The sequence below is a fragment of the Ancylomarina sp. 16SWW S1-10-2 genome (genome assembly GCF_009669305.1).
GTDB lineage: Bacteria > Bacteroidota > Bacteroidia > Bacteroidales > Marinifilaceae > Ancylomarina.
In genome coordinates, this window is the sequence record NZ_SADB01000009.1 from 75,807 (window position 1) to 100,914 (window position 25,108).

General features: G+C 32.1%; 23 protein-coding genes. 10 read left to right on the forward strand and 13 right to left on the reverse strand.

The features are described from left to right. Nucleotides 1–4 precede the first annotated feature (4 nt). From EMN46_RS09160 to EMN46_RS09175, 4 genes are all read right to left on the reverse strand, one after another. Nucleotides 5–937, reverse strand: a complete 933-nt coding sequence (locus tag EMN46_RS09160) for a DMT family transporter (protein ID WP_154200505.1) — start codon at nucleotides 935–937, stop codon at nucleotides 5–7. A gap of 87 nt (nucleotides 938–1,024) precedes the next feature. Next, nucleotides 1,025–1,738, reverse strand: coding sequence for a LexA family transcriptional regulator (locus EMN46_RS09165; RefSeq protein WP_154200506.1), 714 nt, complete (start codon nucleotides 1,736–1,738; stop codon nucleotides 1,025–1,027). A 173-nt stretch (nucleotides 1,739–1,911) separates the two neighbouring features. After that, nucleotides 1,912–2,415 (reverse strand): hypothetical protein, encoded by a 504-nt coding sequence (locus EMN46_RS09170; RefSeq protein ID WP_154200507.1) that lies wholly within the window; start codon nucleotides 2,413–2,415, stop codon nucleotides 1,912–1,914. A 49-nt stretch (nucleotides 2,416–2,464) separates the two neighbouring features. Further along, a complete protein-coding gene (locus tag EMN46_RS09175; protein WP_154200508.1) occupies nucleotides 2,465–2,947 on the reverse strand; it encodes a hypothetical protein in 483 nt (160 codons plus the stop codon). Between the two features lie 484 nt (nucleotides 2,948–3,431). On the opposite strand from EMN46_RS09175, the gene glyA reads away from it, so the two are divergent. Then, on the forward strand, nucleotides 3,432–4,712 hold the full coding sequence (glyA, locus tag EMN46_RS09180; RefSeq protein ID WP_154200509.1) for a serine hydroxymethyltransferase: 1,281 nt from the start codon (nucleotides 3,432–3,434) through the stop codon (nucleotides 4,710–4,712). A 92-nt stretch (nucleotides 4,713–4,804) separates the two neighbouring features. Next, on the forward strand, nucleotides 4,805–5,581 hold the full coding sequence (locus tag EMN46_RS09185; protein ID WP_154200510.1) for a sulfite exporter TauE/SafE family protein: 777 nt from the start codon (nucleotides 4,805–4,807) through the stop codon (nucleotides 5,579–5,581). Nucleotides 5,582–5,804: 223 nt separating this feature from the next. On the opposite strand, the gene EMN46_RS09190 is transcribed toward EMN46_RS09185, so the two are convergent. The 5 genes from EMN46_RS09190 to EMN46_RS09210 all read right to left on the reverse strand — a co-directional run bounded on the left by EMN46_RS09190 (nucleotide 5,805) and on the right by EMN46_RS09210 (nucleotide 14,024). Next, nucleotides 5,805–6,746: a TonB family protein gene (locus EMN46_RS09190; RefSeq protein WP_154200511.1), complete on the reverse strand. Its 942-nt coding sequence runs from the start codon at nucleotides 6,744–6,746 to the stop codon at nucleotides 5,805–5,807. Between the two features lie 3 nt (nucleotides 6,747–6,749). Further along, entirely contained in the window at nucleotides 6,750–7,142 is a 393-nt protein-coding gene (locus EMN46_RS09195) for a biopolymer transporter ExbD (RefSeq protein ID WP_154200512.1), read from the reverse strand. A gap of 82 nt (nucleotides 7,143–7,224) precedes the next feature. Beyond that, complete coding sequence (locus tag EMN46_RS09200; RefSeq protein WP_154200513.1) at nucleotides 7,225–7,935, reverse strand: MotA/TolQ/ExbB proton channel family protein; 711 nt, start codon at nucleotides 7,933–7,935, stop codon at nucleotides 7,225–7,227. Nucleotides 7,936–8,098: 163 nt separating this feature from the next. Next, nucleotides 8,099–9,625 carry a sodium:proton antiporter NhaD gene (nhaD, locus tag EMN46_RS09205; RefSeq protein WP_154200514.1) on the reverse strand — a complete coding sequence of 509 codons (1,527 nt, stop codon included), beginning with the start codon at nucleotides 9,623–9,625 and terminating at the stop codon, nucleotides 8,099–8,101. Nucleotides 9,626–9,815: 190 nt separating this feature from the next. After that, a complete protein-coding gene (locus tag EMN46_RS09210; RefSeq protein ID WP_154200515.1) occupies nucleotides 9,816–14,024 on the reverse strand; it encodes a translocation/assembly module TamB domain-containing protein in 4,209 nt (1,402 codons plus the stop codon). A gap of 350 nt (nucleotides 14,025–14,374) precedes the next feature. Between EMN46_RS09210 and tsaD the strand changes: the two genes are divergently transcribed. After that, nucleotides 14,375–15,397, forward strand: a complete 1,023-nt coding sequence (gene tsaD, locus EMN46_RS09215; protein ID WP_154200516.1) for a tRNA (adenosine(37)-N6)-threonylcarbamoyltransferase complex transferase subunit TsaD — start codon at nucleotides 14,375–14,377, stop codon at nucleotides 15,395–15,397. Nucleotides 15,398–15,436: 39 nt separating this feature from the next. Here tsaD and EMN46_RS09220 read toward each other — a convergent pair whose 3' ends face one another. Then, nucleotides 15,437–15,886, reverse strand: coding sequence for a hypothetical protein (locus EMN46_RS09220; RefSeq protein ID WP_154200517.1), 450 nt, complete (start codon nucleotides 15,884–15,886; stop codon nucleotides 15,437–15,439). A gap of 67 nt (nucleotides 15,887–15,953) precedes the next feature. Further along, nucleotides 15,954–16,499 (reverse strand): class IV adenylate cyclase, encoded by a 546-nt coding sequence (locus EMN46_RS09225; protein ID WP_154200518.1) that lies wholly within the window; start codon nucleotides 16,497–16,499, stop codon nucleotides 15,954–15,956. A gap of 237 nt (nucleotides 16,500–16,736) precedes the next feature. Here EMN46_RS09225 and EMN46_RS09230 point away from each other — a divergent pair, with 237 nt between their 5' ends. Next, the gene (locus EMN46_RS09230; protein ID WP_154200519.1) at nucleotides 16,737–17,777 is read left to right on the forward strand and encodes a hypothetical protein; all 1,041 of its coding nucleotides are present in this window, start codon (nucleotides 16,737–16,739) and stop codon (nucleotides 17,775–17,777) included. Between the two features lie 80 nt (nucleotides 17,778–17,857). On the opposite strand, the gene EMN46_RS09235 is transcribed toward EMN46_RS09230, so the two are convergent. Next, nucleotides 17,858–20,221 carry a cache domain-containing protein gene (locus EMN46_RS09235; RefSeq protein WP_154200520.1) on the reverse strand — a complete coding sequence of 788 codons (2,364 nt, stop codon included), beginning with the start codon at nucleotides 20,219–20,221 and terminating at the stop codon, nucleotides 17,858–17,860. A 352-nt stretch (nucleotides 20,222–20,573) separates the two neighbouring features. On the opposite strand from EMN46_RS09235, the gene EMN46_RS09240 reads away from it, so the two are divergent. From EMN46_RS09240 to EMN46_RS09255, 4 genes are all read left to right on the forward strand, one after another. Beyond that, a complete protein-coding gene (locus EMN46_RS09240) occupies nucleotides 20,574–20,819 on the forward strand; it encodes a DUF2007 domain-containing protein (protein WP_154200521.1) in 246 nt (81 codons plus the stop codon). Between the two features lie 148 nt (nucleotides 20,820–20,967). Continuing rightward, nucleotides 20,968–21,510, forward strand: a complete 543-nt coding sequence (locus EMN46_RS09245; protein WP_154200522.1) for a sigma-70 family RNA polymerase sigma factor — start codon at nucleotides 20,968–20,970, stop codon at nucleotides 21,508–21,510. After that, nucleotides 21,494–22,216 (forward strand): hypothetical protein, encoded by a 723-nt coding sequence (locus EMN46_RS09250; RefSeq protein WP_154200523.1) that lies wholly within the window; start codon nucleotides 21,494–21,496, stop codon nucleotides 22,214–22,216. Before EMN46_RS09245 ends, EMN46_RS09250 begins: the two co-directional genes overlap by 17 nt. A 29-nt stretch (nucleotides 22,217–22,245) precedes the next feature. Beyond that, nucleotides 22,246–23,283: a hypothetical protein gene (locus EMN46_RS09255; protein ID WP_154200524.1), complete on the forward strand. Its 1,038-nt coding sequence runs from the start codon at nucleotides 22,246–22,248 to the stop codon at nucleotides 23,281–23,283. 269 nt (nucleotides 23,284–23,552) lie between these two features. Here EMN46_RS09255 and EMN46_RS09260 read toward each other — a convergent pair whose 3' ends face one another. Continuing rightward, nucleotides 23,553–23,765, reverse strand: coding sequence for a hypothetical protein (locus tag EMN46_RS09260; RefSeq protein WP_154200525.1), 213 nt, complete (start codon nucleotides 23,763–23,765; stop codon nucleotides 23,553–23,555). Nucleotides 23,766–24,005: 240 nt separating this feature from the next. Between EMN46_RS09260 and EMN46_RS09265 the strand changes: the two genes are divergently transcribed. Next, nucleotides 24,006–24,542: a hypothetical protein gene (locus tag EMN46_RS09265; protein WP_154200526.1), complete on the forward strand. Its 537-nt coding sequence runs from the start codon at nucleotides 24,006–24,008 to the stop codon at nucleotides 24,540–24,542. Then, a complete protein-coding gene (locus EMN46_RS09270) occupies nucleotides 24,526–25,071 on the forward strand; it encodes a PepSY-associated TM helix domain-containing protein (RefSeq protein WP_154200527.1) in 546 nt (181 codons plus the stop codon). The genes EMN46_RS09265 and EMN46_RS09270 overlap by 17 nt, the downstream gene beginning before the upstream one ends. Nucleotides 25,072–25,108: the final 37 nt, after the last annotated feature.

Consider the following 25,108-nt stretch of genomic DNA (forward strand, 5'->3'; position numbering starts at 1 on the left):
GGATTTATGCTTTTGTAAGTTTGTTTTTTTTAGCAAAGAAAACAGCAATTATAGCACCTCCAATTACACAAGCAGCTCCAACCATTGAAATAGGGTCTAAGGTTTCAGTTTTAATCCAATCTACCTGAAAACCCGAAAGTATTGCCATAGTTATAAGCGTAATAATTGGATTTAAAGTTACTATGATACTCACTTTGTAGGCTTCGGTGTATTTAAAGGCAAAGGCTAAAGATCCGTATGCAATAAGTGTATTTAAGCCCAGGAATATAACAATTAACCATACAGGAAAGCTCAAGTTGGTGAAGGCTGTAAAATCAGCACTTGGGGTATAAAGTAAAGCGGGTAGACAATATAGAAACATATTAAGTGTTTGAGCTGGGTGTTTTTGTACTAGCTTTTTTTGTAAAGCAGCATAAAGAACCCACGCTACAGCTCCAATTTCAATCCAAATAAAACCTGTATTAAAAGCTTCAGGATCATCGATAAAACCTTTTAATTGATTCTGATAGAAAAGCATTAGTCCAATTGCAGCGATAATAAAACCGCCTATTTGCTTTAAGTTCAGACTCTCTTTATAAACGATAAATCCGACTAAGGCTAGTAAAATAGGACCTGTTTGAATGATAATTTGAGCATTACTAGGACTTGTATAGTTTAGTCCTTGCAAGAATCCAATATAGTTTAATCCCAAAGCTAATGCTGCAATTATCAGAAGGACAGGAGGTCGTCTAAATATTTGAAGTTGTTTTCTATCCGTAAATAAATAATAAATAAGGAGAATACCTCCTGCAAAAGTAAATCGAAACCAAACAATTGAATTGGGATCAATATATTTAAGAGCAACTTTTAAAAAAATGGGCAAAAATCCCCAAAGAAAAGCCGTTAGGCAGGCAAATAAAACGCCCTTTAAATTTGTTGATATGCCTGAATTCCCCATTTTGATTGGATTGTTTTATTTTGAACGAATTTAATCGGAGCGAAAGTAATCTATATTTTAGAATACTAAGACGCTTAAAATATAATTTTAGTCTTGGTTTTGAGCGTTAGGTAATTCAAAACAGACATAGCCTAAAGCTTTCCAAACCTCTAGCACTTGATTTAAGCTAATTTCGAAACTAGAATATTCTATATTATCTGAGTGAAGGACGAATTGGTTATTCTCAATATCCTTCTGAATTCTTTTATATACGATACCTTCGTCAGAGCTCACAAGCACATTGCATGAACCATTGCGAATGAGTTCCCAATCTTGCACATATTCACAAATAATGTATGCACTAGAAGGAATAGGTAACATACTTTCCCCTTCAATTTGAAAAGCACGATAACTTTTATTCTCGGCTAATTCAGCGAAAGGCATTCTGAAGTTTGGTAATTCGCTTATGAATTCTGTGTCAGAATAACCATTTAAATAGCCAGCTGCTGCTTTTACAGGAACTAGAGTTATCATTTCTTCATTCTTGTTATCTACAACAATAGGCAAAATTCTTAGTTTATCGCCTTTAGTATCTTGCAATTTTGCTCTATCCTGTGCACTAATATCATTTGAGACTAATTCATCTAAATTTCTATTATAAAAACCAGCTAACTTTAAAATCGTATCGAGTTTTGGTGTTGATTTTTTTCTTTCGTAAGCCGATATCGATGAGGCTCCAATTCCTGTTTTGAAAGATAGTTTTGTTTGAGATAAGCGTTTTCGAATACGGAGATATTTTAGATTCTGTGATAGATATTGCATATTGATTGTGGTAATAGGGTATAATAAATTTAAAATTGGAACAAAAGTAAAGAATACTTGTTGATATATGTACTCATATGGATGTGTTTTGTTGATACAAAAGCAATTTAGACCATAAAGAAAGAGACTGTCCCAATGGACAGTCTCTTTCTTTATTTTATTTGTAACCTAAACTATTCCATATGCTTTAAGTTGACAGCATAGAGAATAATGAAGAGAATTGTTGTGAAAGCTATAAATCCAAGCATTATCATGCCAATTTCTGGTCCTATGAAATATAGCGGTACAAGCATCCAGAATAGATTCGCTACAGTATATAAATAAAAGCCATTCTTTTTAAGTTTGAACATTAAAAAGACACCTAACAAGCTAAATAAGGCAAACAGAACATTAGTTGCTGTCATAGGAGTTAAATTCTCTTTCGTTTTTTCGAGAGTAATCAAACCATTCACAGCCATGTCATAAAAGATGCCTGAGTCCATTCCTGCATCCTCCATCTGTTCTATGCCCATTTCAATTTGCTCAACTTGTTGAGGATAAGTATCATCAAATGTTGCATATTGGTAAAGGGTTTGCAGTAGACCAAAACCACCACTACCGATGAGTGATAAAATACATAGAACTGTAATAAAAGTTGGCCTTTTTTTAGGTGTTACAACTTGTGTAATGTCTTCCATAGGTTTAAAATTAATGAGTTAGTATAGATTAATATTTGATTATTAGTTATTAAGACATGTTTTTGAGGTTGATGCCATATAATGCAATGAATAATACGGAGAAAAAAGCTGAGAAAAATATCGCAGAGCCTACAAACATATTCCAACCTAAAAAAACTGGTCCTATAAATAGAAAACCAACTTGAGCTACTATGTAAAGATAAAACCCAATTTTCTTCATCTGAAACATCATGATTGCACCAGCTAGGCTTAAGGCATATAAAATAAATTTAGAGAAAACTATGGCAAAAAAGTTATCTATAACCAATAGGACCATGTCTAAAGCTTGTTTTATAAATTCATCACCAGCATTATTCCCTAATTGACTAAAAGTCGCATTAAACATTGATGGTTGAAATAGATCGAGGAATGGGACCGCGATTAGAGCCGTAAGATTAGCCAAAACACTAAAGCCACTTCCAATAAATGTTAAAATACATAATACCGTAAGTAATGTTGGCCGATCTTGTGGACGTACAGATAAAGTTTCCATTTGAAGCTATTATTAGTCTTATTCTTTATTAAAATATGATCTGATTTTTTACTGATATTAAAAGTACAAAAAAGCGAACAATTAATTACATAAAATAGATGAGTATCTTGATTTACTCGAATTTGATAGTTTTTGAATTTCTGAATTCAAGTTACAAATGCACCTTTTTGATTTTTTATAACAATATTATATTTTTCATTGTTGAGTCTGTAAATAATTTAGCTTTTGAGTAGTTTAATCTATTATTTAAAAGGTATTGTAAAAAAGGTCATAATTATTTTTTTAATAGGTCTAATTGTCTATTTTTGAAAATCGAATGGGGAAAATAGACTATCTTTTTAATAGGCAATTATATCTTGTAATTCAGTAGGTTGTATTCAATTTAATTATCCTTATTCTAATTGATTTAAGTTGTGATTTTAGGGCTTGAATTATAAAATAGCACAAACATATATTATAACATAAACAAAATAAAACAACAACAATGGAAAGAGATACTCTTATTTTCGACCTGATTGGACAAGAATACAATCGTCAAAAAGAAGGAATCGAATTGATCGCTTCAGAGAACTTCGTAAGTGAGCAGGTAATGCAAGCTATGGGGTCATGTTTAACAAACAAGTATGCTGAAGGATATCCTGGTAAGCGTTACTATGGTGGATGTCAGATTGTTGATAAAACAGAACAGTTGGCAATTGATAGAGCTTGTGAATTATTTGGTGCAGAGTATGCTAACGTTCAGCCTCACTCAGGTGCTCAAGCGAATGCAGCTGTATTCTATGCTTGTTTGAAACCAGGTGATACTTTCTTGGGATTAGATTTGGCTCATGGTGGTCACCTTTCTCATGGTTCTCCTGTAAATCTTTCTGGTAATTTTTACAATCCAATTCCTTATCATGTAAACGAGGAAACTGGTTTAGTTGATTACGATGAAGTTGAAGCTTTAGCTTTAGAGCACAAACCTAAAATGATTGTTGCAGGTGCTTCTGCTTACTCTCGTGATTGGGATTTCGTTAGATTGCGTGAAATTGCTGATAAAGTTGGTTGTTTATTAATGGTTGATATTGCTCATCCAGCTGGTCTTATTGCTAAAGGTCTTTTGAGTGATCCACTTCCTTATGCTCACATTGTTACAACTACAACTCATAAAACACTTCGTGGACCACGTGGTGGTTTGATTTTGATGGGTAAAGATTTTGAAAACCCTTGGGGACAAAAAACGCCAAAAGGTGTTATCAAAATGATGTCTCAAGTATTGAATTTTGCTGTATTTCCAGGACAACAAGGTGGTCCTTTGGAGCACATTATTGCTGCTAAAGCTGTTGCTTTTGGCGAAGCTTTAACTGATAGCTACAAAGACTATGCTGTACAAATGCAGAAAAATGCTAAGGTAATGGCTGAAGAGTTCATTAAACTTGGTTATAAAGTTGTTTCTGGTGGAACTGATAACCACTCTATGTTGGTTGATCTACGTTCTAAATTCCCTGAAATTACAGGTAAAAAAGTTGAGAATACTTTGGTGAAAGCTGATATCACTATCAACAAGAACATGGTTCCTTTTGATACACGTTCTCCTTTCTCTACTTCAGGTATTCGTGTTGGAACTCCTGCTATTACAACTCGTGGTCTTAAGGAAACTGAAATGCCACTTATCGTTGCTATGATTGATGAGGTTATATCTAATATCGACAGTGAAGAAGTAATTGCGTCAGTTAAAACTCGTGTAAATAAATTGATGACTGAGCGTCCAATGTTCGCTTGGTAATTTTTTATTACTAATATACTTTAAAGGCTGCCTAAAGGGTGGCCTTTATTTTTAGACTTTGTTAATATTTTTTGATTTTTTTAGGATAAATTATGGAATGGTACTCGTATATTTTATATGTGTTAGCCGGTTTATTTGCTGGTTTTATTAATATGTTAGCTGGTAGTGGATCTATCCTAATTCTTGCGCTTTTGATGTTTCTAGGTATGCCTGCTCCTATGGCAAATGGAACTTTAAGAATAGCTATTCTAATGCAGAATATTGTTGGCGTTGCAAGTTTTAAAAAGCAGAAAGTTTTTAACTATAAAGAGGGGATGTCTTTGGCATTACCTGCCATTGTTGGTTCTATATTTGGGGCAATGTTTGCCGTTAATATCGATAAAGAAATTATGGAGAAGACTATAGGTGGAATCCTTATAGTTTTATTTTTTATTGTACTTTATAAGCCAGATGCTTGGGTGAAAGGTCAAGTGGGGAAGATAGGTAAGCGTCCTAGTTTGAGTCAATATATTATTTTCTTTTTCATAGGTTTCTATGGTGGATTTATTCAAGCAGGGGTAGGCTTTTTCTTATTGGCGGGTTTAGTACTTGGTTCAGGATTTAATCTTGTTAAGGCTAACGCTATTAAAATATTTATTATCCTTTTATATACTGTTTTTGCATTAGCAGTTTTTATTTATAACGATCAGGTCGATTATAAAATCGGATTTATTATAGGTTTTGGTAATATGTTAGGCGCTTGGCTTGGGACTAAATTTGCTGTTAGTTGGGGTGCTAAATATGTACGTTATATCCTTATGGGAGTTATTATTCTAGCTTCAATTAAATTTTTAGGTATATTCGATTTAGTTATGACGATGTTGAACTAAGCAGTACACAGCAAAAAAATAGAAGAAGAAAAACCGTTAAAAGGAATTCGAATTACCTTTTAACGGTTTTTTTTATAGGCTTATTACTGAGTTATTATAGAAGTATTTGATTCGGTTCGTTAGCCTATTGCTATTGATTAAAAACTATTATTGAATCCGTGTTTTGAGTTTGTTTTTAGAATAGGTATTTTTTTGTACTCTCAAAATAAGAGGCATTTCCTTTTTAATCTAATTGAAAATGGTAGGTGATTGTTCCTCGCTGATAGGCTGGAGCTTTGCTATCAGAATTGAATTTTGCTTTTAGTGCAGCTCTTTTTGCAGCTTCGAGTAAAGTGATGTTTGTGGTCGTTGATCCAGAAACGCCAGAACGAGCATTGGTGACTTTACCATTACGATCTACTGTTACTTCTACTACAACTTTTCCGCTTTCCTGAAGGTTGTAATTTGGTTTAGGAATAGATATAGAGTTTCGGCCTTTTAAGTCGAAGGAATAGCCTTTATTACCTAATCCGCTACTTGTATAATTGTCAGAGTCTGGAGATCCATTTTCTTGTCCCTGATTGCCTGAAGGGAAAGTTTTTCCTTGTGAATTGGCATTTGAAGTACCACTACCAAAAGCATTTTTAGTTTTATTATTAATGCTTGCTATTTTTTGCTGACGGGCTTCTTCTGCTAATCTTTCACGTTCTAATTCAGCTAATCTTTCTTGTTCAGCCTTTTCTTCTTCAAGTCTTGTTTGTTCAGCTAAACGTTTCTTTTCAAGCTCAATTTTCTTAGCTAAATCTTTTTGTTTTTTTATCTGTTTTGCTTTTTCTTCTCTTGCTTTTTTTATTGCAATTTCTTCAGCAGAAGGTAAAGCTGGAGCATCTTCAGTATTCTGAGTTAATATTTTTTCTTTAGGAGAGCTTGCTGTTTCCTTTATTGGTTTTACAGTTTCTTTCTTTTTAGGACTCGGTTTCGATTTTCGAGCAGGTTTAGATTGTGAAGGAGCTGGTCTTTTATTTCCTGCACCTTGATCAGTATTCCCAAAGTTAATAACAATACCTTCTTCTTCGGGTAAAGGCAGAGGTGTATGAAAACCTAGATAAAATAGGAGTGCAATAATTCCTGCATGAAACAATACCGTCCCAATAAATCCTATTCGTTTACTTCTAGAGTCCTCCATAAATTATTTTGCTGACGTTGCTAAGATCAATTTATATTTATTGTTTTTGGCGATATTCATCACTTTTACAACTTGTTCCATTGGTACCGACTTGTCGACATGAAGCGATATCGTTGGGTCTTCATGTTCTGCAAGTAAGGCTTGTAATTTACCTTCTAGTTTTGAAAATGGAGTAGGTGTTGTTTCTATATAAAAGTTGTAATGCTTGTCTATAGATACAGACGTAATTGGATTTGAAGCTGTTTGGCTGCTACTTTTAGGCAATAATAATTTTAATGCGTTGGGTGCAATTAAAGTCGATGTTACCATGAAAAATATCAACAACAAAAAAACAATATCAGTCATGGATGACATGCTGAAATCGGCGTTAACTTTATTTCTAGATTTTAGTGCCATAGTTTTAATATATTATTAGTAATGAGCTACAAGACTTGCGTTGTATAATATCAAATTTTATCTCTCACATCTAGAAAATTAATTATTTAATTGGTTCATTCAAAAGATCCATAAATTCAGTTGTTGTTGCTTCCATCGTGAAAACAACTTTTTCAACCTTGGCAACTAAAATGTTGTAAGCAAAATAAGCTATAATACCAACGATAAGACCAGCTACAGTTGTAACCATAGCTGTGTAAATACCATTTGCTAAAAGCGAAACATCAATGTTATTTCCTGCGTTAGCCATCGCATAAAAGGCTTGAATCATTCCCATAACCGTTCCAAGAAATCCAATCATAGGAGCAGCACCAGCAACAGTTGCAAGAGTAGGTAAGTTCTTTTCAAGTTTAGAAACCTCAAGATTACCTATGTTTTCGATTGCTGCATTCACGTCGTTCAATGGGCGACCAATTCGTTTAACACCTTTCGATATCATTCTAGAAACAGGTGTGTTATTCGATTCACAAAGTGATAAAGCTGAATCGATTTTACCTTCGTGAATGTAATCTTTAATACGATTCATAAAGTTATCATCCTTCTTAGCAGCTTTTCTTATGGCATAAAAACGCTCAAAGAAAATCCAAATTGCAATAACAGATAAGGCTAATATAGGGATCATTATCCAACCCCCTTTTAAAGCCAAATCAATAAAATTAAGCGTGATTTCAGAAGTTTCTGTTCCTACTTCCTTAATAATCTCCTCATTTTGAGCTATGTTTTGAAGGCTTGCAAACATCATAAGGTAATTCATATTTTCAATTTTCTGATTAGTCGATATATAAAAAAACGAGATATAATAAAAAATATTATATCTCGCTAAATTAAATATTTGAAATTGCTTTTCTGCTATAAAAAGCAATTTTAAACTTAATTTATAAATGGAATATTATTTCCATTTATTTAATACATGTAAATTAGTCTTCATGTCTAAGGCTTCCATCCTCATTTTGTTTTCTAATTTCAAGTGTAAATTCAGTTTCTAATTTGATATGATCGTGATCACCTACTTTTATAATTGATGTAGGAGTTTCTACTTGGTGATGAATTACTTCAATTTCTTCACTAGCTCCTACAATTTTTTCTTGAACAAAGTAAGTACCTACACCAGCAAGATAGCCGATTAATGCTAAAAGACTAATTCTTTTTAAGTACCAAACGAAATCAATTTTTTCCATTCCCATTGCAGCAACACCAGCAGCAGATCCAATAATTAAGATACTTCCTCCTGTACCTGCACAATAAGCAAGTAATTCCCAGAATACACCATCTTGAGCATAAGTTCCAACATGTGCAATTTCATACATACCCATGGTTCCAGCTACTAGAGGAACATTATCTACAATTGATGATAGAACACCAATAGTTGAATCAATAATGTAGATGTTTTTGTTTGTTACTTCATCTAACCAAACTGATACTTGTGAAAGATGACCTGCAGTTTGTAAACTGGCAACGGCTGTTAAAATTCCAAGGAAAAACATGACAGTTGGAATATCGACACGTTTTAAAATGTTTACAACTGATAGATGTGCTTTATCTTCTTCTTCTTTGCCTTTGTTATTAATTTCTGAAAGTACCCAAATAACACCTAAGCCTAACAACATTCCCATATAAGGAGGTAGGTGAGTTATTGTTTTAAATACTGGTACAAATAGTAATGCTGAAACGCCTACGATTAAGAATATTTTTTTCTCTTTATCAGTAGTGAAATCTATTTTTTTACCACCATGTAAGTTAGGTCTAGTAACTTCACCTTTTAAAATAAAAGACATAATTACTAAAGGAACAAGCATAGCAACGAGACTAGGAATGAAAACCATTAGTATAATATTCGCAGCAGTAACTTGTCCACCAATCCACAACATGATAGTGGTAACATCACCAATTGGCGACCATGCCCCACCTGCATTTGCAGAGATAATAACCATACTTGCAAATAACCATCTAGTTTCTTTATCATCAATAAGTTTCCTTAAAAGAGTAACCATTACAATCGTTGTCGTAAGATTATCTAGTGCAGCAGACATAAAGAATGTTAGTAGGCCTAAAATCCACAGAAGTTTTACTTTGTTCTGTGTTTTTATTTTATCAGTAATAATCTTAAAACCTTGGTGATGATCAACAACTTCTACGATTGTCATAGCACCTAAAAGGAAGAATAATATTTCTGAAATATCAGAAAGATGATGTGCTAGCTCGCTTTTAATAAAATTATGACTGAGTTCAGAAATTTGATGTGCATTTAATTCAAATCCACTGATTAGATTACTCCATTCAAAATTAAAGCCCATAGATAGAATATCTGTGCTATTAAGCGCAAGTATTGTCCATGTAATTGCTCCAATTAGAAGAGCCGAAGCCGCTTTGTCAACTTTTATAGTGTGTTCAAGGGCGATCGCAACATACCCCAGAACAAACACCACTACCATTAATGTAAACATATATCTTTTTTTTAGTTAATTTAGTCATTTTTAACAGGCACCAATATAATAATATTTCTTTATCTAAAGAATGTTATGAAATAGTCTGAATTTTAATGGTTATTTCAAATGTTTATTTATGAATATACTATCTTGAACTAAGATGATTAATATACGAGTGTATAAAAGAAGTGAGGCTGTTAAAGTGTTGTTAATCTGATTTTTTAGTGTTTTTGTTGCGTCTTAAAAAGTTCATGTATTTTCTGAATAGTTCAGAAACAGTATTGAATTCTTCTTTATAAAAAACACCTACACCTTGAGTGTTTCTAGACGCATAATCAGATAAATATTCATTAGATCGGGTGAAAGCTTTCATTTGTAGCTTTCCTTTTTTATCAAGTTTTATATTTACATCAAAGTCACCAACAATATCATTGTCTTGATTTTCGTTGGAGTTGGTTCCTAAATTACCATTGATTGTTACTTTATCATCAAAAATTTGAGTTGAAAGAGCAAATTCTATTTCATCACTAGTTACATTATCACCTGGACGATAACTGAATCCAACATCAAATTTATTACTGATTTTACTTAACCAGTTGGACAATTGATTGGATAAAAGCTCACTGGTAGTTACACCTACAGCATAACTTGAATTTTTATTTTCAAAATCAGAGTCTGTAGATCGCATATATTCTGGTGTGTAAAAACGATTTAAGACTAAAAGGGAAAGTATCTGTTTGTTCATTTCATCTTCAGTAGAGAAAAGAGCGTCTAGCATACTTTGAGTTTGTTGATCTAGTGTTGGAAAATCAATATCAAAACGAATGTTTGGATTACTAATTTGCTGACTCAAATTCATATTACATTGAACTTGTATTTTTTTGCTGCTTTCAACGTAAGGTGTGTTTAATAAAAGATCATACAGACTTGTTTTTACACCGTATACAGCGTTTATGTCAATCACTGCACTATATGGATCACCATTCCATTTTATGGTACCTCCATTTGATAAATCGAATTTTTTATTGATTACATTCTGGAGTGTGAACAAATAACTACCCGTATTAATCGTGTAATTCCCATAAATATTAAAATCACCTTTTGTATCAACACTAAGTTTTAAATTACCGCTACCATTTGCTTTCAATATGTCTCCAACTTTTGGATCGAATATGATTTGAATATCTGTCTCTGGTGTAATTTCAAGGTTGCAGTTCAGTTTGATCCCATCTAAATCGATATCGTATTTTTCTTTTCCAATTTCAGATGTTTCAAACGTGTTAACAAAGGTAATGAAATCACTTTTTTCGATATCACCTGTTTTGTTTAGAGGGATGTAAATACGCGTGTTTTTATCTGTTCTTGCGTCTATTTCAACTTCTAGATCATTAGAAGAACCCGATAAATGTGTTATTCCTGTCATATAAGCTTTACCATATAAAAGCTCATTATCTGTGATTTTTGTATTAAGAAGTTTGAAGTTATAGGTGCTTATAGCAATATCTAGATCAATATTTTCGAAGTTATTTAGAGTGATTGCACCATAAATTTCAGCTAAATTATTCTCAGAATCATAGAGTCTAAAATTATTGAATTGAATCTCTTGTGGTGTTAAAATAATGCTATCGTTGCAAGTATATTTTGTTTGTAATTCGTCGACTTTAAAACTTGTATTTAAGAATTTGAGTTTGCCGTAAACTTTAGGTAAACTAGTTAATCCTTCTACTTTTATAAATCCACCAACTCGACCATCCAATTCTGATATTTTTCCTTCCAAATATGGTCGAAAAACATTCATTCGCATTGAGTCCAAGTTGAGATCTAAATTAATCGAATCTGTTGTAGGAAAATAGTCCCCTTTTATATCAATCTTACGCTTATTGTTATGAATTGCATACGATTCTATGGCTAATTTTTGTTCATCTTTAACCCAATCGCTTTTTAGATAAAAATCGCCAATTGTATCATTATTGAAAGTTAAATTGTCGAGTACGATATCTGCTTTTGTTAAACGATCGCCATAAAAATCAGAAAGTTGAAAATAACCGTGAGTATTTCCATCAATTCCTAGACTTTTATTGCCCGAAATTGTATTAATATTGTTTAAGCTAATGTCCTGAATTTGGCACTTAATCATATCTTCAATTCGTGAAGAAACTTTCCCTTCAATTGAGAAAAATTGCTGATTTTGACTGATTTTAAAATTTTCGACACTATAGCTAGTACTATCTATTTGAATATGTGAAGGACTTATGTGCCAAGTACTATCAGCTAAAATAATTGTACTTGGTAGAATGTCAATTTCCCATTTAGGATCTGAATTTAGGCTTTTAGAACTAGCCGTTCCTACTACTGCAAGGGAGCCACTGTAGGTGCTGGTTCCCCAATTGTTCCAATTTAAATCGTACTTAACTTGGTTGTTTTGAACTTCAATTTGGTGAGACAGATTGAAAATATTGTAATTATCAGTGAATGCTAATTTATCACTACGTCCTTTTAAACTAAGCATTTTGTTATCTGTATTTAAACGAACCCTTATGCCATCTATCGATTTTGAATCGTAGATTAAAGAAGGAATATCTAAATTAAGGTTTAGTGAGTGTTCTTTTGCATTAACTTTTCCACTTAGTTTACTTTGCGGAGCTAAAACCAGTTCAGGATAAATTAATTCAGTAAGCGCTAAGTTCTCTTTTACTAAAAGGTCGAATTCAAAATTATTTATTGTATCTATTTTTGTATATGTAGAATCTGTTGCATATGCTGGTATGTAGTGATAAATTAGATTAGATAATGAAGAAACAAGTTCATCAATTCTGTAATTACCCTTCACATTTAAATCAGCTAAGTCAGACTTTAACTCTAATTGATTATGTTGAGGTGTCGTTTTAGAATCAATTATAATTTTATCTAAATTATAGTTACCTCTACTATTTTTATACCCAATACCATTAATAAGAATATTACCATTTGCATTATCAATTCTGTTACCCGTAAAATTAGCATCCAAGCTTAGGTTCAGTTCCGATAATTCATCTTCGGTGTTAAGGTTAAGAGGGTATAGTTTAGCATTTTTAATATGAGATTGAAAGTTAACCTCTGGCGTTTCTTTTGAGAAATCTATTTTACCTGAAAAGTCAAGCCCAATATTAGGGTCAAGAAGAGCTATTTTACCATCGAAGTATTTATCAGAAAAATAGCCATCTAGAGATAGATTTTCGTATTCATAATCATAGAAATTGAATTTTCTGATGTTTCCCCTCATTGTACCTTGAGTAATATTTTTTGAGGTAGATCCCTTTACAGCGACATCCATTGAAACATTCCCAATTTTTTTTTGACCCAATAAATGGCCTAGATTAAAATCATTAGTTGTAATATCTCCAGTAAAACTTAGGTTATTATCTATAAGACTCGGTTTAAGAAGAATATCAGTTCTTATATTTCCTTGATCGGTTTGAAAATCGCCATAAAAAACAAAGTCATTAATGTAACCATTGAAATTTCCTTGGTAGTGTATTAAACCTAAATTATCAAGTTGATTAGGAATCTCGATATAATTATCTTTTATATTGGGGAAATAAATATTTTCAATGTCAGAGATGCTGGTTGTTAATTCTTTAAAATCAGCTTCGAGATAGGAATTCTCAATACTAGGAAGACCATTCATATAGAACTGACCTTTGAAGCTAGTTTGATTCCCATATAGAATATTAATATTTTGTCCTTTTAAGTCATATATGGTACCATATATTCGCCCAGATAAGAATCCGGTTTCTTTAAAGCCTAATAATCTATCATTGAAGTAGGCAAGATCTTCAAAACTAATTTTTGATGATTTAATTAGAAAATCAAGCTTCATTTTTTTTGTAAATCCAGACCAATATCCTTGTCCTGATTTGTAATTGAAAAGTAGATGCTCAGCCGAAGCACGACTTTTAGGTGATACTATAGTTACTTTTGACATTCCCCACTGAGTTGGTGTTACCCAGCAGTGAGTCTTCAGATTTTTCAGAATAAAACCAGATTTTTCAATACAGCTCAAATGTTTTACATCAAAATCAACAGAGTCGCCAATGATTTTAATGTTACGAGCTTGCAGTTTAATATTTTTAACATCAATGTCGTCGTAATTCATTCCAAAGGCTTGTTTTTTAGCCTCTATGGTAACATAACTAAAATGGGAATTAATTATGTCAAGATTGGATATGTTTATATTCCACGACTTTTCTTGTATTTCTTCGTTTATAGGTTCTTCATTTTTGAATAGAGAATCGATAAAAACCTGTAGATTTTGTTCTCGGTTTTTTCCTTCGTATAAATTAAAATAAGTTTTGTCTAAAATGAGTTTGCCTATATAAGCTTTCTTTGTTTTAAAATCTATTGAATCTAATTTTGAACTTAACTCTCCTATGTACATTAAGGTGTCTTGTCTATGATCCTCTATATAGACATTTTTTAGTATAATGCTTTTCAATGGTGAAAAATCGACACCTTGAATAGTAACTGGTGTATGAGTTTGTTCAGAAATTGCTTTTGCAATCTTTTGACTGATATAAGTCTGTACTCGAGGGCTTAAAAATATTAGATATGATAATATAAGCAGTATAATGATACTTGCTATGAACCAAATTGATATTTTGAAGAATTTTTTAATAGTTTTGTGCTTTTGAGTGTAATCGTTCAAAATTAGATAAAAAGAAATAAAAATCAGCAAGTGTGAGCTGTGTTTATAGTCTTTTTAATGTTTTTACATTAATTTTAAATTTAATGAGTATAACTATATTAGGAATTGAATCATCTTGTGATGATACATCGGCTTCGGTTTTGCGTGATGGTGTTATATATTCTAACATTATTTCCACTCAAACAGTGCATATGGCTTATGGTGGAGTCGTGCCTGAATTGGCATCTCGTGCCCATCAGCAAAATATTATTCCAGTTGTAGATCAAGCTCTTAAGGAGGCAGGTGTGACTGCCGATGAGATTGATGCTGTCGCTTTTACTAGAGGTCCAGGTTTATTGGGATCTTTAATGGTAGGAACTTCTTTCGCTAAGGGTTTTGCTCTATCCAAAAACATACCTTTAATCGAAGTAAATCACCTAAAGGCACATATTCTTGCTCATTTTATCGATGATTTGAAAAATACTTACGATCATCCTAATTTTCCTTTTATAGCACTTCTCGTATCAGGAGGTAATTCACAAATTATTATTGTGAAAGATCATATGGAGATGGAAGTAATAGGTGAAACTATTGATGATGCTGCGGGAGAAGCTTTTGATAAATGTGCAAAGGTAATAGGGATTCCTTATCCTGGAGGACCTATAATTGATAAAAGATCGAAGGAAGGTAATCCTTTGGCATTTGAGTTTAATAAACCAAGAATTCAAGGCTTAAACTATAGTTTTAGTGGTCTTAAAACATCTTTTTTATATTTTATTCGAGATAGGATGAAAGAAAATCCTAATTTCATTGAGGAAAATATGAATGATATTTGTGCATCAATTCAATATACCATTGTTGATGTTTTGATGAATAAGGTTAAACGTGCAGTTAGGGAAACAGGTATTAAGGAAGTGGCAATAGCTGGAGGTGTTTCAGCTAATTCAGGACTTCAAAATGCGATGAAGGAAACGGCAAGCAAACAAGGATGGAAAGTTTATATTCCACAGCTTGGTTATTCAATGGATAACGCTGCTATGGTTGCCATAACAGGTTACTTTAAATATTTGAAAAAAGACTTTGTGGAACAAGATACAGCACCTTTTGCACGAATGACAATAAAATAAATAACGAACAGCCTTGAAACGTATTTCAAGGCTGTTTTTTTATTCTGTTGTTATATTAAGATAGCCTTTTAAAACTAAAATGCCTTTTTCCGAGAAATCTTTAAGAGATAGTCTATATTCGTCTTGCTCTTTTGTAATAACAATAAGTTCGTGATTGACGATTTTAAATTCTCTGACATCTTTTCTGTAAATTTTAGTTCGTCGTTTTAACCACCCAATTTTATATTCTATTTTTCTTGAGTTTATCCTCAAATATTCACGAGGGTACATAAATTTACAACCTAATAGAATTCCAGATATGTAAATCAATATGACGATAATTACAAATGTGGTGAAATATTTACAGAGTGAAATGATTTCCAAATATCTGACAAAAAATACCATAACAACTGCCGTGATGATAAAAGCAAGGCCTATAGCTAGCTGTTTGCTTTTACCATTAAGAGCTTTAACCTTATGACTTCGGATATCGTATTCGAATTGAAGCATGGTTTAATGAATTAAGATTTAATTCAAGTTAATCAAAAATGGAACAATATAAAACCTTTGGTTAAAATCAATCTTCGTCAATAAGTATTTGAGAGAATAAATTGTTGCGTTGAATCATATCAGAGTATGAATCTGCTATCAAATCCTTAGAATTAATTTTAAGTCGTTTAATATAGAAATTACATTGCTCCTGAAGTTTATCTTTAGTTAGTTCATTATCCTTGTTCGAGGCTTCAATCTCGACAAATGTGCCTAAGTCTTTAACGGTGTCAAGGTGGAATTTTACATTATCAATAGAATAAATTTCACGTGTTTTTTCAATTGTACACTTGTTATCCAATGTAGCTTTTAATATTGCTTTTAGCTTAGAATCTTTTTCTGTTTTGTAAAGGGTGAATTTACTTTCTTTACTTCCTATTGTGTTTTCTCTTTCGTAATGAATCAGAATGCTACCCATATCTCCTTCACGCAACTTTAAACGTCCTCTTTTGGAATTAAAATAGGTGTCAATTTGATGATCGGTTCCTTTAAATTCAGCATTTTCTTTTTTTAGAATTTCTCGTACCTTATTTAAATCTTGACATTGACATTTTATTTCTATGTTTATTGGCATGGGCTATTTTGAATAAATTTTAAGTTTAAAAGTAGAGATAAATTTGATATGACTATGGTTAATTTATCTGTTTTGTAAAGATACAATATTAACTTTCTTAGCAACTTTATACATGGCTTGGAGACATTGATTAAGCGAATACTTTCACTTTTTTTATATTTAAATAACAAACAGCTTGATAAGACTGTATTAAACTTTAGCTTTATATTTTGATTTAAAACCAAATTTAAGGAAACTATGAAATCTATTTTAATCATAATTATTCTTTTTTTTAGCTTAAATATTCAAGCTCAACATAAAGACCTAAATAAACTTTACACAAAGGGAAAATACGATCGAGTTATTGATGAGGGAGTAGCTAAACTTAAGCAGCAGCCTGATGATGCCGTATTGAATTTGCTTGTTGGTAGAGCAAATGTTGCTTTACAGAATTATAATGGAGCTATTCCTTTTTTGAAAAAAGCATATCATAGTGAAAGTGCTGATTTGTCGGTTAAATCATGGAGTTTAGCAGAGTTGGGAACTGCTTATTATCATATTGGGCAAATAAAATTGGGTGTAGAGAGTCTACAAAAAGTCATTGAAATGGATGCTAATAGAAATTGTAGGCATTTTGCTAATAATCAATTGTCTAAGTTTCAAGAAAACGAGTTTTTTCAAACATGGACTATTAAAGAATCTGAGCATATTCGTTTTCATTTTCAAGATGAATCTGTAATCGAAAATTTTGAGACTTATATAAATAAGCATGAAGAAGCTTATCAAAATATGAACAAGTTTTTTAAGACTAACTTGTCTAAGAAAATTGATTATTTTGTTTGGAAGGATAGGGATGAAGCCTATGACTTATTTGAAAGACCACTAAATATTGTTGATTCTAAACGTAGAATTATAAACGTATGGTATAAGCAAGCCAAGGGTAATGAAATTTGTAATGTGCTTTGTGATGTTGCGATTAAGCCTGTAAAGAAAACGATGTTGATAAATGGAGGTATTGGCGTTTATTTCGACCAACTTTCAAAAAATATAATGGATGAAGCTAGAAAAGTAACCCCTAAGGGTGAGTTTTTCTTGATAGAATTATGGGAATCGCCAACTCATTACGATAGAGATTTATCGTATCCTATAGGTGCTGCTTTTATCGAATTCCTAATTCGCAAAGAAGGTAAAGCAAAGATTAAGGCACTTTTGAAAGATCAAACTATTGAAAATGCTAAAATAATTTATCCTGATTTGATGGAATTAGTGAAGGTTTTTGAAGCGATGTTGAAAGCTTAATCAGTATAAGAATGGAATAAAAAAAGAGCGCAACGTATTTTATTATACTTTGCGCTTTTTTATTTTAAAATTTAAACTGGTTATTGTTTTGGGAAAGTCATTATGAATTCACTACCATTACCTAATTCACTTTCAACCCATATATTTCCCTTGTGCTTATCTACAAATTCTTTGCAAATTAGTAAACCTAAGCCTGTTCCTTTTTCGTCGCTAGTGCCTGATGTTTGAACTTTAGCATCGGTTCTAAATAGTTTCTCAATATTCTCTTGACTCATGCCGACTCCTGTATCCTTAATCGATATTTTAATCTCTTTCTCTAATTCTTCCGTTTTGATTTGAATTTCACCATTTTCTGGCGTGAACTTAATCGCATTGGATATTAAGTTACGGAGTACACTAGTAAGCATGTTTTCATCAGCAAAAATGGAGGTGTTTTCACTGCTTATATTTTTTATTTTTATCTTTTTTTGGTTGGCTTGATAGGAAGCAAAAGAACTCGAGTCGTTTATTATGCTGTGTAAATCAAGGTTTTGAGGTTTGTATGGTATTTGGTCTGATTGACTCATAGACCATTCAAGCATTTTTTCAAGCAAATTGAAGTTCAGCTTAGCTGAATGTTGAATATCCTTTATGAGCTCTAGTTTCGTTTCATCATCTAACTCAGTATAGCTAGAACATAACAAATCAGAAAAGCCAACAATCGCATTAAATGGATTTTTTAGATCATGAGCTAAAATGGATAAAAATTTATCTTTAGTTTGGTTAGCCTCTTGCAATTTATCGGCTGTAATATTTAGTTCTGTGAGTGTTTTTGTAAGCTCAGTTGTATCATAACCAACTCCAATTAATAAACCAGATGCGTTTTTGAATCCTGCCCAAAATTGGTTTCGTTCTTCTTTGTTTCTGTCTATAATGGTATATTCAAAGAATTGTCCATCAGGATTAGATAAATGAGAGAGCAGTTTGGCGTATTCTTTATCATACTTCATCATTACTTTCATTGGCTCATCTATCTTCTGAATCTCAGATAAAGAATAGCCAGAAACCCTTTTACATTCATTATTCCAAAGGGAGATTTTTTTATTAGAATCTAATCCAATAATCATAATTGGGGCAATTTCGAAGAGGGACTTGAATTGCATTTCACTTTTTCTCAATTCTTCATCAGCTAATTTTTTGTTTTCGATTATTTCATTAGTAGCATTGGCAATAGTATGAAATTCTGAATAGTTCAGTTCTTCTTTTTCAATATTCGTATTAGTATGAATTGCTTTTTTTAGTAATTGAATAAAGGTTGCTGTATTTTGTTTGGTTTTGTTAGCTATGTGTTTGAAAATAAGAAGAATTATAATGTGCATAAGAAAAATTAGCGCTAGAATACCTGCAGCTTCTTTTATTTGAGCTTTTTTCATTTGCTGAATATTCTCATTAATCTGAGTTTCTATTCTAGTTAGATCAAACCATGCCCCAACTACCCAGTTCCATTGAGAATAAGCTTTTACAAAAGACATGTTTTTTTCTATTTGTCCATTTTCATCGTTAATCCAATCGAAAGTTGTAAAACCACCTTCAGGTTTTTTTGATTTTTCAATTTCGGTCCTAATTAGCTCGAGTCCTTTTTGATCCTTTAAATTGAGAATATTATCACCTAGGGCATATTGAGTTGTGTTGGAGACAACTACATTTCCTGCTGTATCGTTAATAAACAATTGTTGATTATAGCCATATTTTACATTCTTTATATACTCAATAGCTTCTTTCTTAATATCATTTTCTATGTCATCGTAAAATTCTCCCGTACCAATAATAAGATCTAAAGGTTTAAAGTACTTAATATATATTTTAGATTCTACACTTAAAGATTTATTGTCGTTGTTTATTGATTTGAAATAACCGTCCACAAATCCTTTCCCATTTTTCAACGCAATGCGAATTTCTTCTTTAATAATATCTTTTTCTGGTGAGTTTGGTCTGTTTAATAAATTCGTGCCTTCTGATTCAGGGGATGAGGGAAATAAAATTTCTAAACCGCTTGTTTGAAGAAGAAAGTAGTCGCCACGTATTTCTTTTGATCTAAGAGGACGTAGTGCTTCTTTGCACATTTGAATAATTTCATTTTTGCTATATTTCCCTTTTTGAGTTTTGTATAGATTGTCTACTAAAAGATAGGCTTGATCTACACGGTGAGTTAGAATTTCATTAACTTGATCAATACGAATTTTTCTACTAATTGCGATATGTTCTAAAACTTTATCTACTTCTTTTTTTATGAGTTCTTTTTGAACTTCGACATAGGATGATTTTTGAATTTCACTCTCGTTTTTAAAGTCAACGTATTCGATGAAAAGATAAAGACTACTCATTATAATTGCTGATAATGCAAAGAATGCAACAATATATAAGAGAAATGATTGGGGAATGGATAGAATTTTTCTTTTTGACATAGAGAGTACGTAGTTTTTTGAACGGTCTACAAAATACTAATAATAATAATGATTCATCCTTTATTTTTAAAAAAAAGAGACATCATAATATAGCCATTTTTAAAAAGAGTATTATTATGTAGTCTTGTTGTCAAGTTACTCTGTTCATTTTTTTTAAAGAGGTGATTAGCTTTTTTTATGCTAATATATTGTACTATTTTTAGTTTGTTTTATAATATTGTATTACAAATACTTTTGTGATTTAAATCGAGAACAAAAATGTTTGATAATTTAGTAGACTTGAAAGTAAATTCCTAGAATATTAATTCACGATTTGGAAAACAAATTATAATGATTTAAAACGAACTCGACCATGGAAAAAGAGACCTATTTAATTGAAATTTATAAAGGGAATCCAATCAATTCAGAAATTATTAAGGATATTCTAAATGATAATGGAATTATTGCTAATATGACTAACCAGTTGATGGGAAGCATTGCGCCTTTTTATGTTTCGGCAGGAGGTATCGATCCTGTTGGGGTTGAAATTTTTGCCAGAGATAAAGAAAAAGCCTTAGCCTTAATCGAAGAATTTAATAAGGGTATTATAGAAGAATAGATACTAAGGATAAAGGATAATGGAGAGCTGTAGTCATACGATTACAGCTTTTTTATTGTTTTTTTGATAAATATTTAAAATGCCAGGCAACCTTTTACCAGTAATCTGCATTATAAGGGTATTAGACAATTAAAAAAACACTTGTTAAGTGAGGAAATTGATTCAAGCATTAAAGAAAAAGAAACCTAAGGCTCAGGAGCAACTATTCAGTACTTATGCTGACTATTTGTTTCGAATTAGTTTCCGCTATTTAAAAAATAGGGAGGAATGTGAGGACGTTCTTTCTCAAAGTTTCTTGAATATTTTTAATGCTATTGGTAAAACCGATATTAGCGAAGAAGCTCAACTTAAAGCTTGGATGAAGAAGATTGTGATTAACCAATCATTAATGACCATTAGAAAAAATATTCGTTTTGCACCTACGCTTGAGCTGATAGATGAAAGAGAAGAATCGGAAATTACCAGCGATGAACTTTTGTTGGAAAAGGATTTGCTGAATATGGTTCTTGCTCTTCCGCAAGGTTATCGAACTGTATTTTCCTTATATGCTATAGAGGGGTACAAGCATGAGGAAATAGCCGAAAAATTGGGCGTTACAATAGGCACATCGAAATCGCAATTGAGTAAGGCTCGTCGTATTTTAAAAGAAATGATTTGTAAAACAGAAGTGAGTTATGAAGCAGTCCGTTGAAAATCAAATAAAGGAAGCCTTTGAGGCTTGGGATGAGGAGAAGACTGAGATTGGTTTTGATAAAGCTGTTCTTTGGGCATCGATGAATGAAAAAAAAGGAAAGTCTGTCATCTTCTTTTCATGGTATAAAGTGGCTTCAATTGCTATAATCTTATTGCTTTCGGGAGCTCTAGCATTTTCCTACCGAGCTCAGTGCAATTTACATTGTCAAAATCAACAATTAAGCTTGGATTTAAAGCAAGCCAAACAGATTAATAAGCCCATAATAGAGAAACAAATTGAAGAAAAAATTGTTTATCAAACCCAGATAAAAGAGGTTGAATCCTCTGAATCAAGAAAAGCTTTTGCAGATCTTTCGTTGCAATACGATAATTTACAGAAAGAGAATATTCGATTGAAGCAAAATGTTAATCTGTTCCAAATGCAGTATGCTTCCTTGAGTGATTCTTTGAGAAGTATTGAAGGAAATTGGGCAAGAATTGAAAAGAGCTATGTGATGGAATTGGAACAGTTAAAAGCATCTTCTCAATCCAATGGTTTATCAATTGATATTGATGAGGAAGCTTTATTGGCACTTACTGCCGAAATGCCTAAACAAGAAAATAGAAATCAGCAGTCGGCTAAAAAGTTGACTTTGAAATTTAGTAATAGAAGTTCTAACTCAGAAACATCGGCGCCATTGTTTCGAGTTCAGGACAGTAAATAAATGTAATAAGAAACAATAAAACTAGACTCATGAATTATAAAATAGGAATACTCAGTACACTTCTCCTTTTGTTTTCATTTCAGGCCTTCTCTAGCCCAAAAACCAGCTTTTATCCGGATACACTTCGCATGCAAATGTACAATGGAACAACTATAGAGTATAGATGTAATTACAATGGTGATAAAAGTTTGGTTGATAATTTGAATATCAATAAAGCCTTAGATAGTTTTATGAAACGTTGGGCTGTTTTGCATATTAAAAATTTAGATCAGAACAAGGCAATGCATATTAAATGTGGCACAACTCGTGGTTTAGCAGAATCTTATGCAGAAGTTGTTGAAAATACGATAAGCATTGAGGAAATGCCTATTCCCACTAAAGTTATATTTCCAACGGAGGAGTCGGTTGCTTTGCTAATTAAAGGAAAGCATAAGCTCGATTTAAGTCCAGAGTTGGCAATTTACTTCGATAGTCTTGAGCAGTTAAAAGAGCTTGAATCTTATGATTTTTCAAAGATACTGGCTGGAGTAGATTTACAAATGACTAAAAATTCAGGGGATGTGTTTGATAAGGTTCCATTGGTGTCGTGGATGAAAGTGAAGGAAGATGATTCTGTTGATATGATTTACACACGAAGAGTTTTACCTCATCCTAACGATATGATTCTAATTAATGGAGGCGTTACTCTTGAAAATGTAAAAGGAGAGTGGAATGGTGGTTTTTATGCTGATATGATTTTTCAAATGGGAAGCAAGTTACTCTATAAACAAGCTTTTAAGGTAGGTTATGAATGGATGTATGATTTCTCATCGGGCAAGCAAAATATCAACCATTGGGTGAGCTTGGGCTATTCTCGAAATTTCTCATTGAATCCATCTAAACCCGATTGGTATGGCTTAAATATCGGCTACTTGGCTAAAGGAAATGGTGATTTATTTAAGAAAGATTCTTTTCGTTTAGGGGTTAGCTATAGAATACATAATAATGTGACTTTGGTTCCTCAAATGTATTTTAACGATTTATTTAAAAATGTAACACCAGGTTTAAAGCTTAGAATTAATTTATAATTAACCTATAATGAAAATCGCCCTGCTCGTTAAGAATAGGGCGATTTTGTTTATGTATAGGACGTGAGTTTATTCTAAAATCGGGAAGACTCAGTAAGCTCCATTTAAAATTATTTTTTTTGACGCAGATTTAGATGATCAGATATGATCTATGTGCAAGACTGGAATAACTTTTTTTTAATCATATTTAATCAGCCTCTAAGCTGTATGTTGTATTTTATTATTTTGTGAATTTATAAATCATCACTCATAATTCATCATTAAAAGAATTATTTCTTTTTAATATGAGCCAACTTCATTTTTCTAATTCTAGCACGTATAGCTCCTTTAGTTCTGTTTAATCTCGTGGCGATTTCAGAAACAGGTTTACCATCAAAAAAAAGATTAAGCATCTCGTCATCATCTTTTCTATTCCAAGGCTTATAGGCTTCTTTACTCTCTTTTTTTATTTTCTTTATTTTATCGAAGTCGTCTTGGTCCATGTTAGCTTTTATATAAGGTGAATAGATTGTATCTGTCCGCAAAGGTAAGTAGAAGTATTCAGTTTGTGGCTTTAAATGTTTTTTAGACCTTATATCATATTTAATGATAAATAGATAAAGAGCTTTTTGTCCTGTACTATGTTGTTAATGAGTTGTTATATTTCTTGGAAATATGTTTAGTAAGTGATAGGTTTGTTATTCAAAATAAGAGAACTAACAATCTAATTAATCCCAAACAAAATGAAATATTTAAGTCTGTTGGCACTTTGCCTAGCGTTTATGTCGTGTAATTCTACTAAGTCCGATTCAAATAAGAAGAAGACTGATGAAGCGGTATTTGTTCAAACTGAGGCGCAAGTTTTAAGCATTGAACAAGTGATGAAAGTTGCTGCTGATAAAGTAGGACAAGAGATTAAATTTAAAGGAGTCGTTAATCACGTATGTGCTCATTCCGGTAAGCGTTGCATCTTGAATAATGCTGAAGGTAACCTATCACTTAGAGTTGAGGCAACGGGTGAGCTAGAAGGTTTTAATAAGGAAATTATTGGTAACGATTTATTGGTTACGGGCATATTGAGAGAAAAGAAATTAGCTACAAGTGAGATTGATGCCATGGAAAAAAATGTAAAGGAAAAGCATGAGGGCGAAGAAGATGGAGATCATTGTAGTGCTGAAATGAAGAATATTAAGGAAATGCGCGATTGGATGAAAGCTAACAATAAAGACTACTATGCCATTTACTATATAGACGGAACAAGTTATGAAGTTGTGGAGTAAAGCAAACTTAAGAAAATGGCTTCGTTTTATCCATCGCGATTTGGGTTATTTCTTTGTTGGAATAACAATCATTTATGGGGTTTCAGGTATTATTCTGAATCATAAAAAGAATGGTGAAGACCCTGCTTATAAAACCGAATATGTGAATTATAAGTTAGAAGCTAATCTTAAACCAGGACAAGTAAAAGCCTATTGTCAAACGAATTTATCTGATTATTCTTTAAATCGAATTATTCCAGAGGGTAATCATTATAATGTTTATTTAAAAGGAGGTTTAGGTACTTACAATCCGATAAATGGAGAGCTTAAGTTTGAGGTTTATAAAAAGAAACAGTGGGTTTATTTTATAAATAAACTTCATTATAACAGTAAACGAGGATGGACATTTATGGCTGATGCATTTGCTGTTGCCATGCTTGTTTTTGCCATATCGGGTATGTTTATAGTGCCTGGTAAGAACGGAATAAAGGGAAGAGGAAAATGGCTAATTGCCATTGGTATTATTCTACCTTTTTTGTTCTTTTTGTAGAAAAGTAAAAACATAAGAAAAGCTCATTGAACTCGTT

Excerpts from the sequence above, each read along its gene's own strand:
- EMN46_RS09240 (WP_154200521.1), top strand. The coding sequence starts at position 20,574 with ATGGAAAAAGAGACCTATTTAATTGAAATTTATAAAGGGAATCCAATC.
- EMN46_RS09165 (WP_154200506.1), bottom strand. The coding sequence starts at position 1,738 with ATGCAATATCTATCACAGAATCTAAAATATCTCCGTATTCGAAAACGC.
- EMN46_RS09200 (WP_154200513.1), bottom strand. The coding sequence starts at position 7,935 with ATGAATTACCTTATGATGTTTGCAAGCCTTCAAAACATAGCTCAAAAT.
- EMN46_RS09160 (WP_154200505.1), bottom strand. The coding sequence starts at position 937 with ATGGGGAATTCAGGCATATCAACAAATTTAAAGGGCGTTTTATTTGCC.
- nhaD (WP_154200514.1), bottom strand. The coding sequence starts at position 9,625 with ATGTTTACATTAATGGTAGTGGTGTTTGTTCTGGGGTATGTTGCGATC.
- EMN46_RS09225 (WP_154200518.1), bottom strand. The coding sequence starts at position 16,499 with ATGCCAATAAACATAGAAATAAAATGTCAATGTCAAGATTTAAATAAG.
- glyA (WP_154200509.1), top strand. The coding sequence starts at position 3,432 with ATGGAAAGAGATACTCTTATTTTCGACCTGATTGGACAAGAATACAAT.
- EMN46_RS09190 (WP_154200511.1), bottom strand. The coding sequence starts at position 6,746 with ATGGAGGACTCTAGAAGTAAACGAATAGGATTTATTGGGACGGTATTG.
- EMN46_RS09265 (WP_154200526.1), top strand. The coding sequence starts at position 24,006 with ATGAAATATTTAAGTCTGTTGGCACTTTGCCTAGCGTTTATGTCGTGT.
- EMN46_RS09195 (WP_154200512.1), bottom strand. The coding sequence starts at position 7,142 with ATGGCACTAAAATCTAGAAATAAAGTTAACGCCGATTTCAGCATGTCA.
- EMN46_RS09260 (WP_154200525.1), bottom strand. The coding sequence starts at position 23,765 with ATGGACCAAGACGACTTCGATAAAATAAAGAAAATAAAAAAAGAGAGT.
- EMN46_RS09250 (WP_154200523.1), top strand. The coding sequence starts at position 21,494 with ATGAAGCAGTCCGTTGAAAATCAAATAAAGGAAGCCTTTGAGGCTTGG.
- EMN46_RS09235 (WP_154200520.1), bottom strand. The coding sequence starts at position 20,221 with ATGTCAAAAAGAAAAATTCTATCCATTCCCCAATCATTTCTCTTATAT.
- EMN46_RS09185 (WP_154200510.1), top strand. The coding sequence starts at position 4,805 with ATGGAATGGTACTCGTATATTTTATATGTGTTAGCCGGTTTATTTGCT.
- EMN46_RS09270 (WP_154200527.1), top strand. The coding sequence starts at position 24,526 with ATGAAGTTGTGGAGTAAAGCAAACTTAAGAAAATGGCTTCGTTTTATC.
- EMN46_RS09175 (WP_154200508.1), bottom strand. The coding sequence starts at position 2,947 with ATGGAAACTTTATCTGTACGTCCACAAGATCGGCCAACATTACTTACG.
- tsaD (WP_154200516.1), top strand. The coding sequence starts at position 14,375 with ATGAGTATAACTATATTAGGAATTGAATCATCTTGTGATGATACATCG.
- EMN46_RS09210 (WP_154200515.1), bottom strand. The coding sequence starts at position 14,024 with ATGTACATAGGAGAGTTAAGTTCAAAATTAGATTCAATAGATTTTAAA.
- EMN46_RS09220 (WP_154200517.1), bottom strand. The coding sequence starts at position 15,886 with ATGCTTCAATTCGAATACGATATCCGAAGTCATAAGGTTAAAGCTCTT.
- EMN46_RS09255 (WP_154200524.1), top strand. The coding sequence starts at position 22,246 with ATGAATTATAAAATAGGAATACTCAGTACACTTCTCCTTTTGTTTTCA.
- EMN46_RS09230 (WP_154200519.1), top strand. The coding sequence starts at position 16,737 with ATGAAATCTATTTTAATCATAATTATTCTTTTTTTTAGCTTAAATATT.
- EMN46_RS09170 (WP_154200507.1), bottom strand. The coding sequence starts at position 2,415 with ATGGAAGACATTACACAAGTTGTAACACCTAAAAAAAGGCCAACTTTT.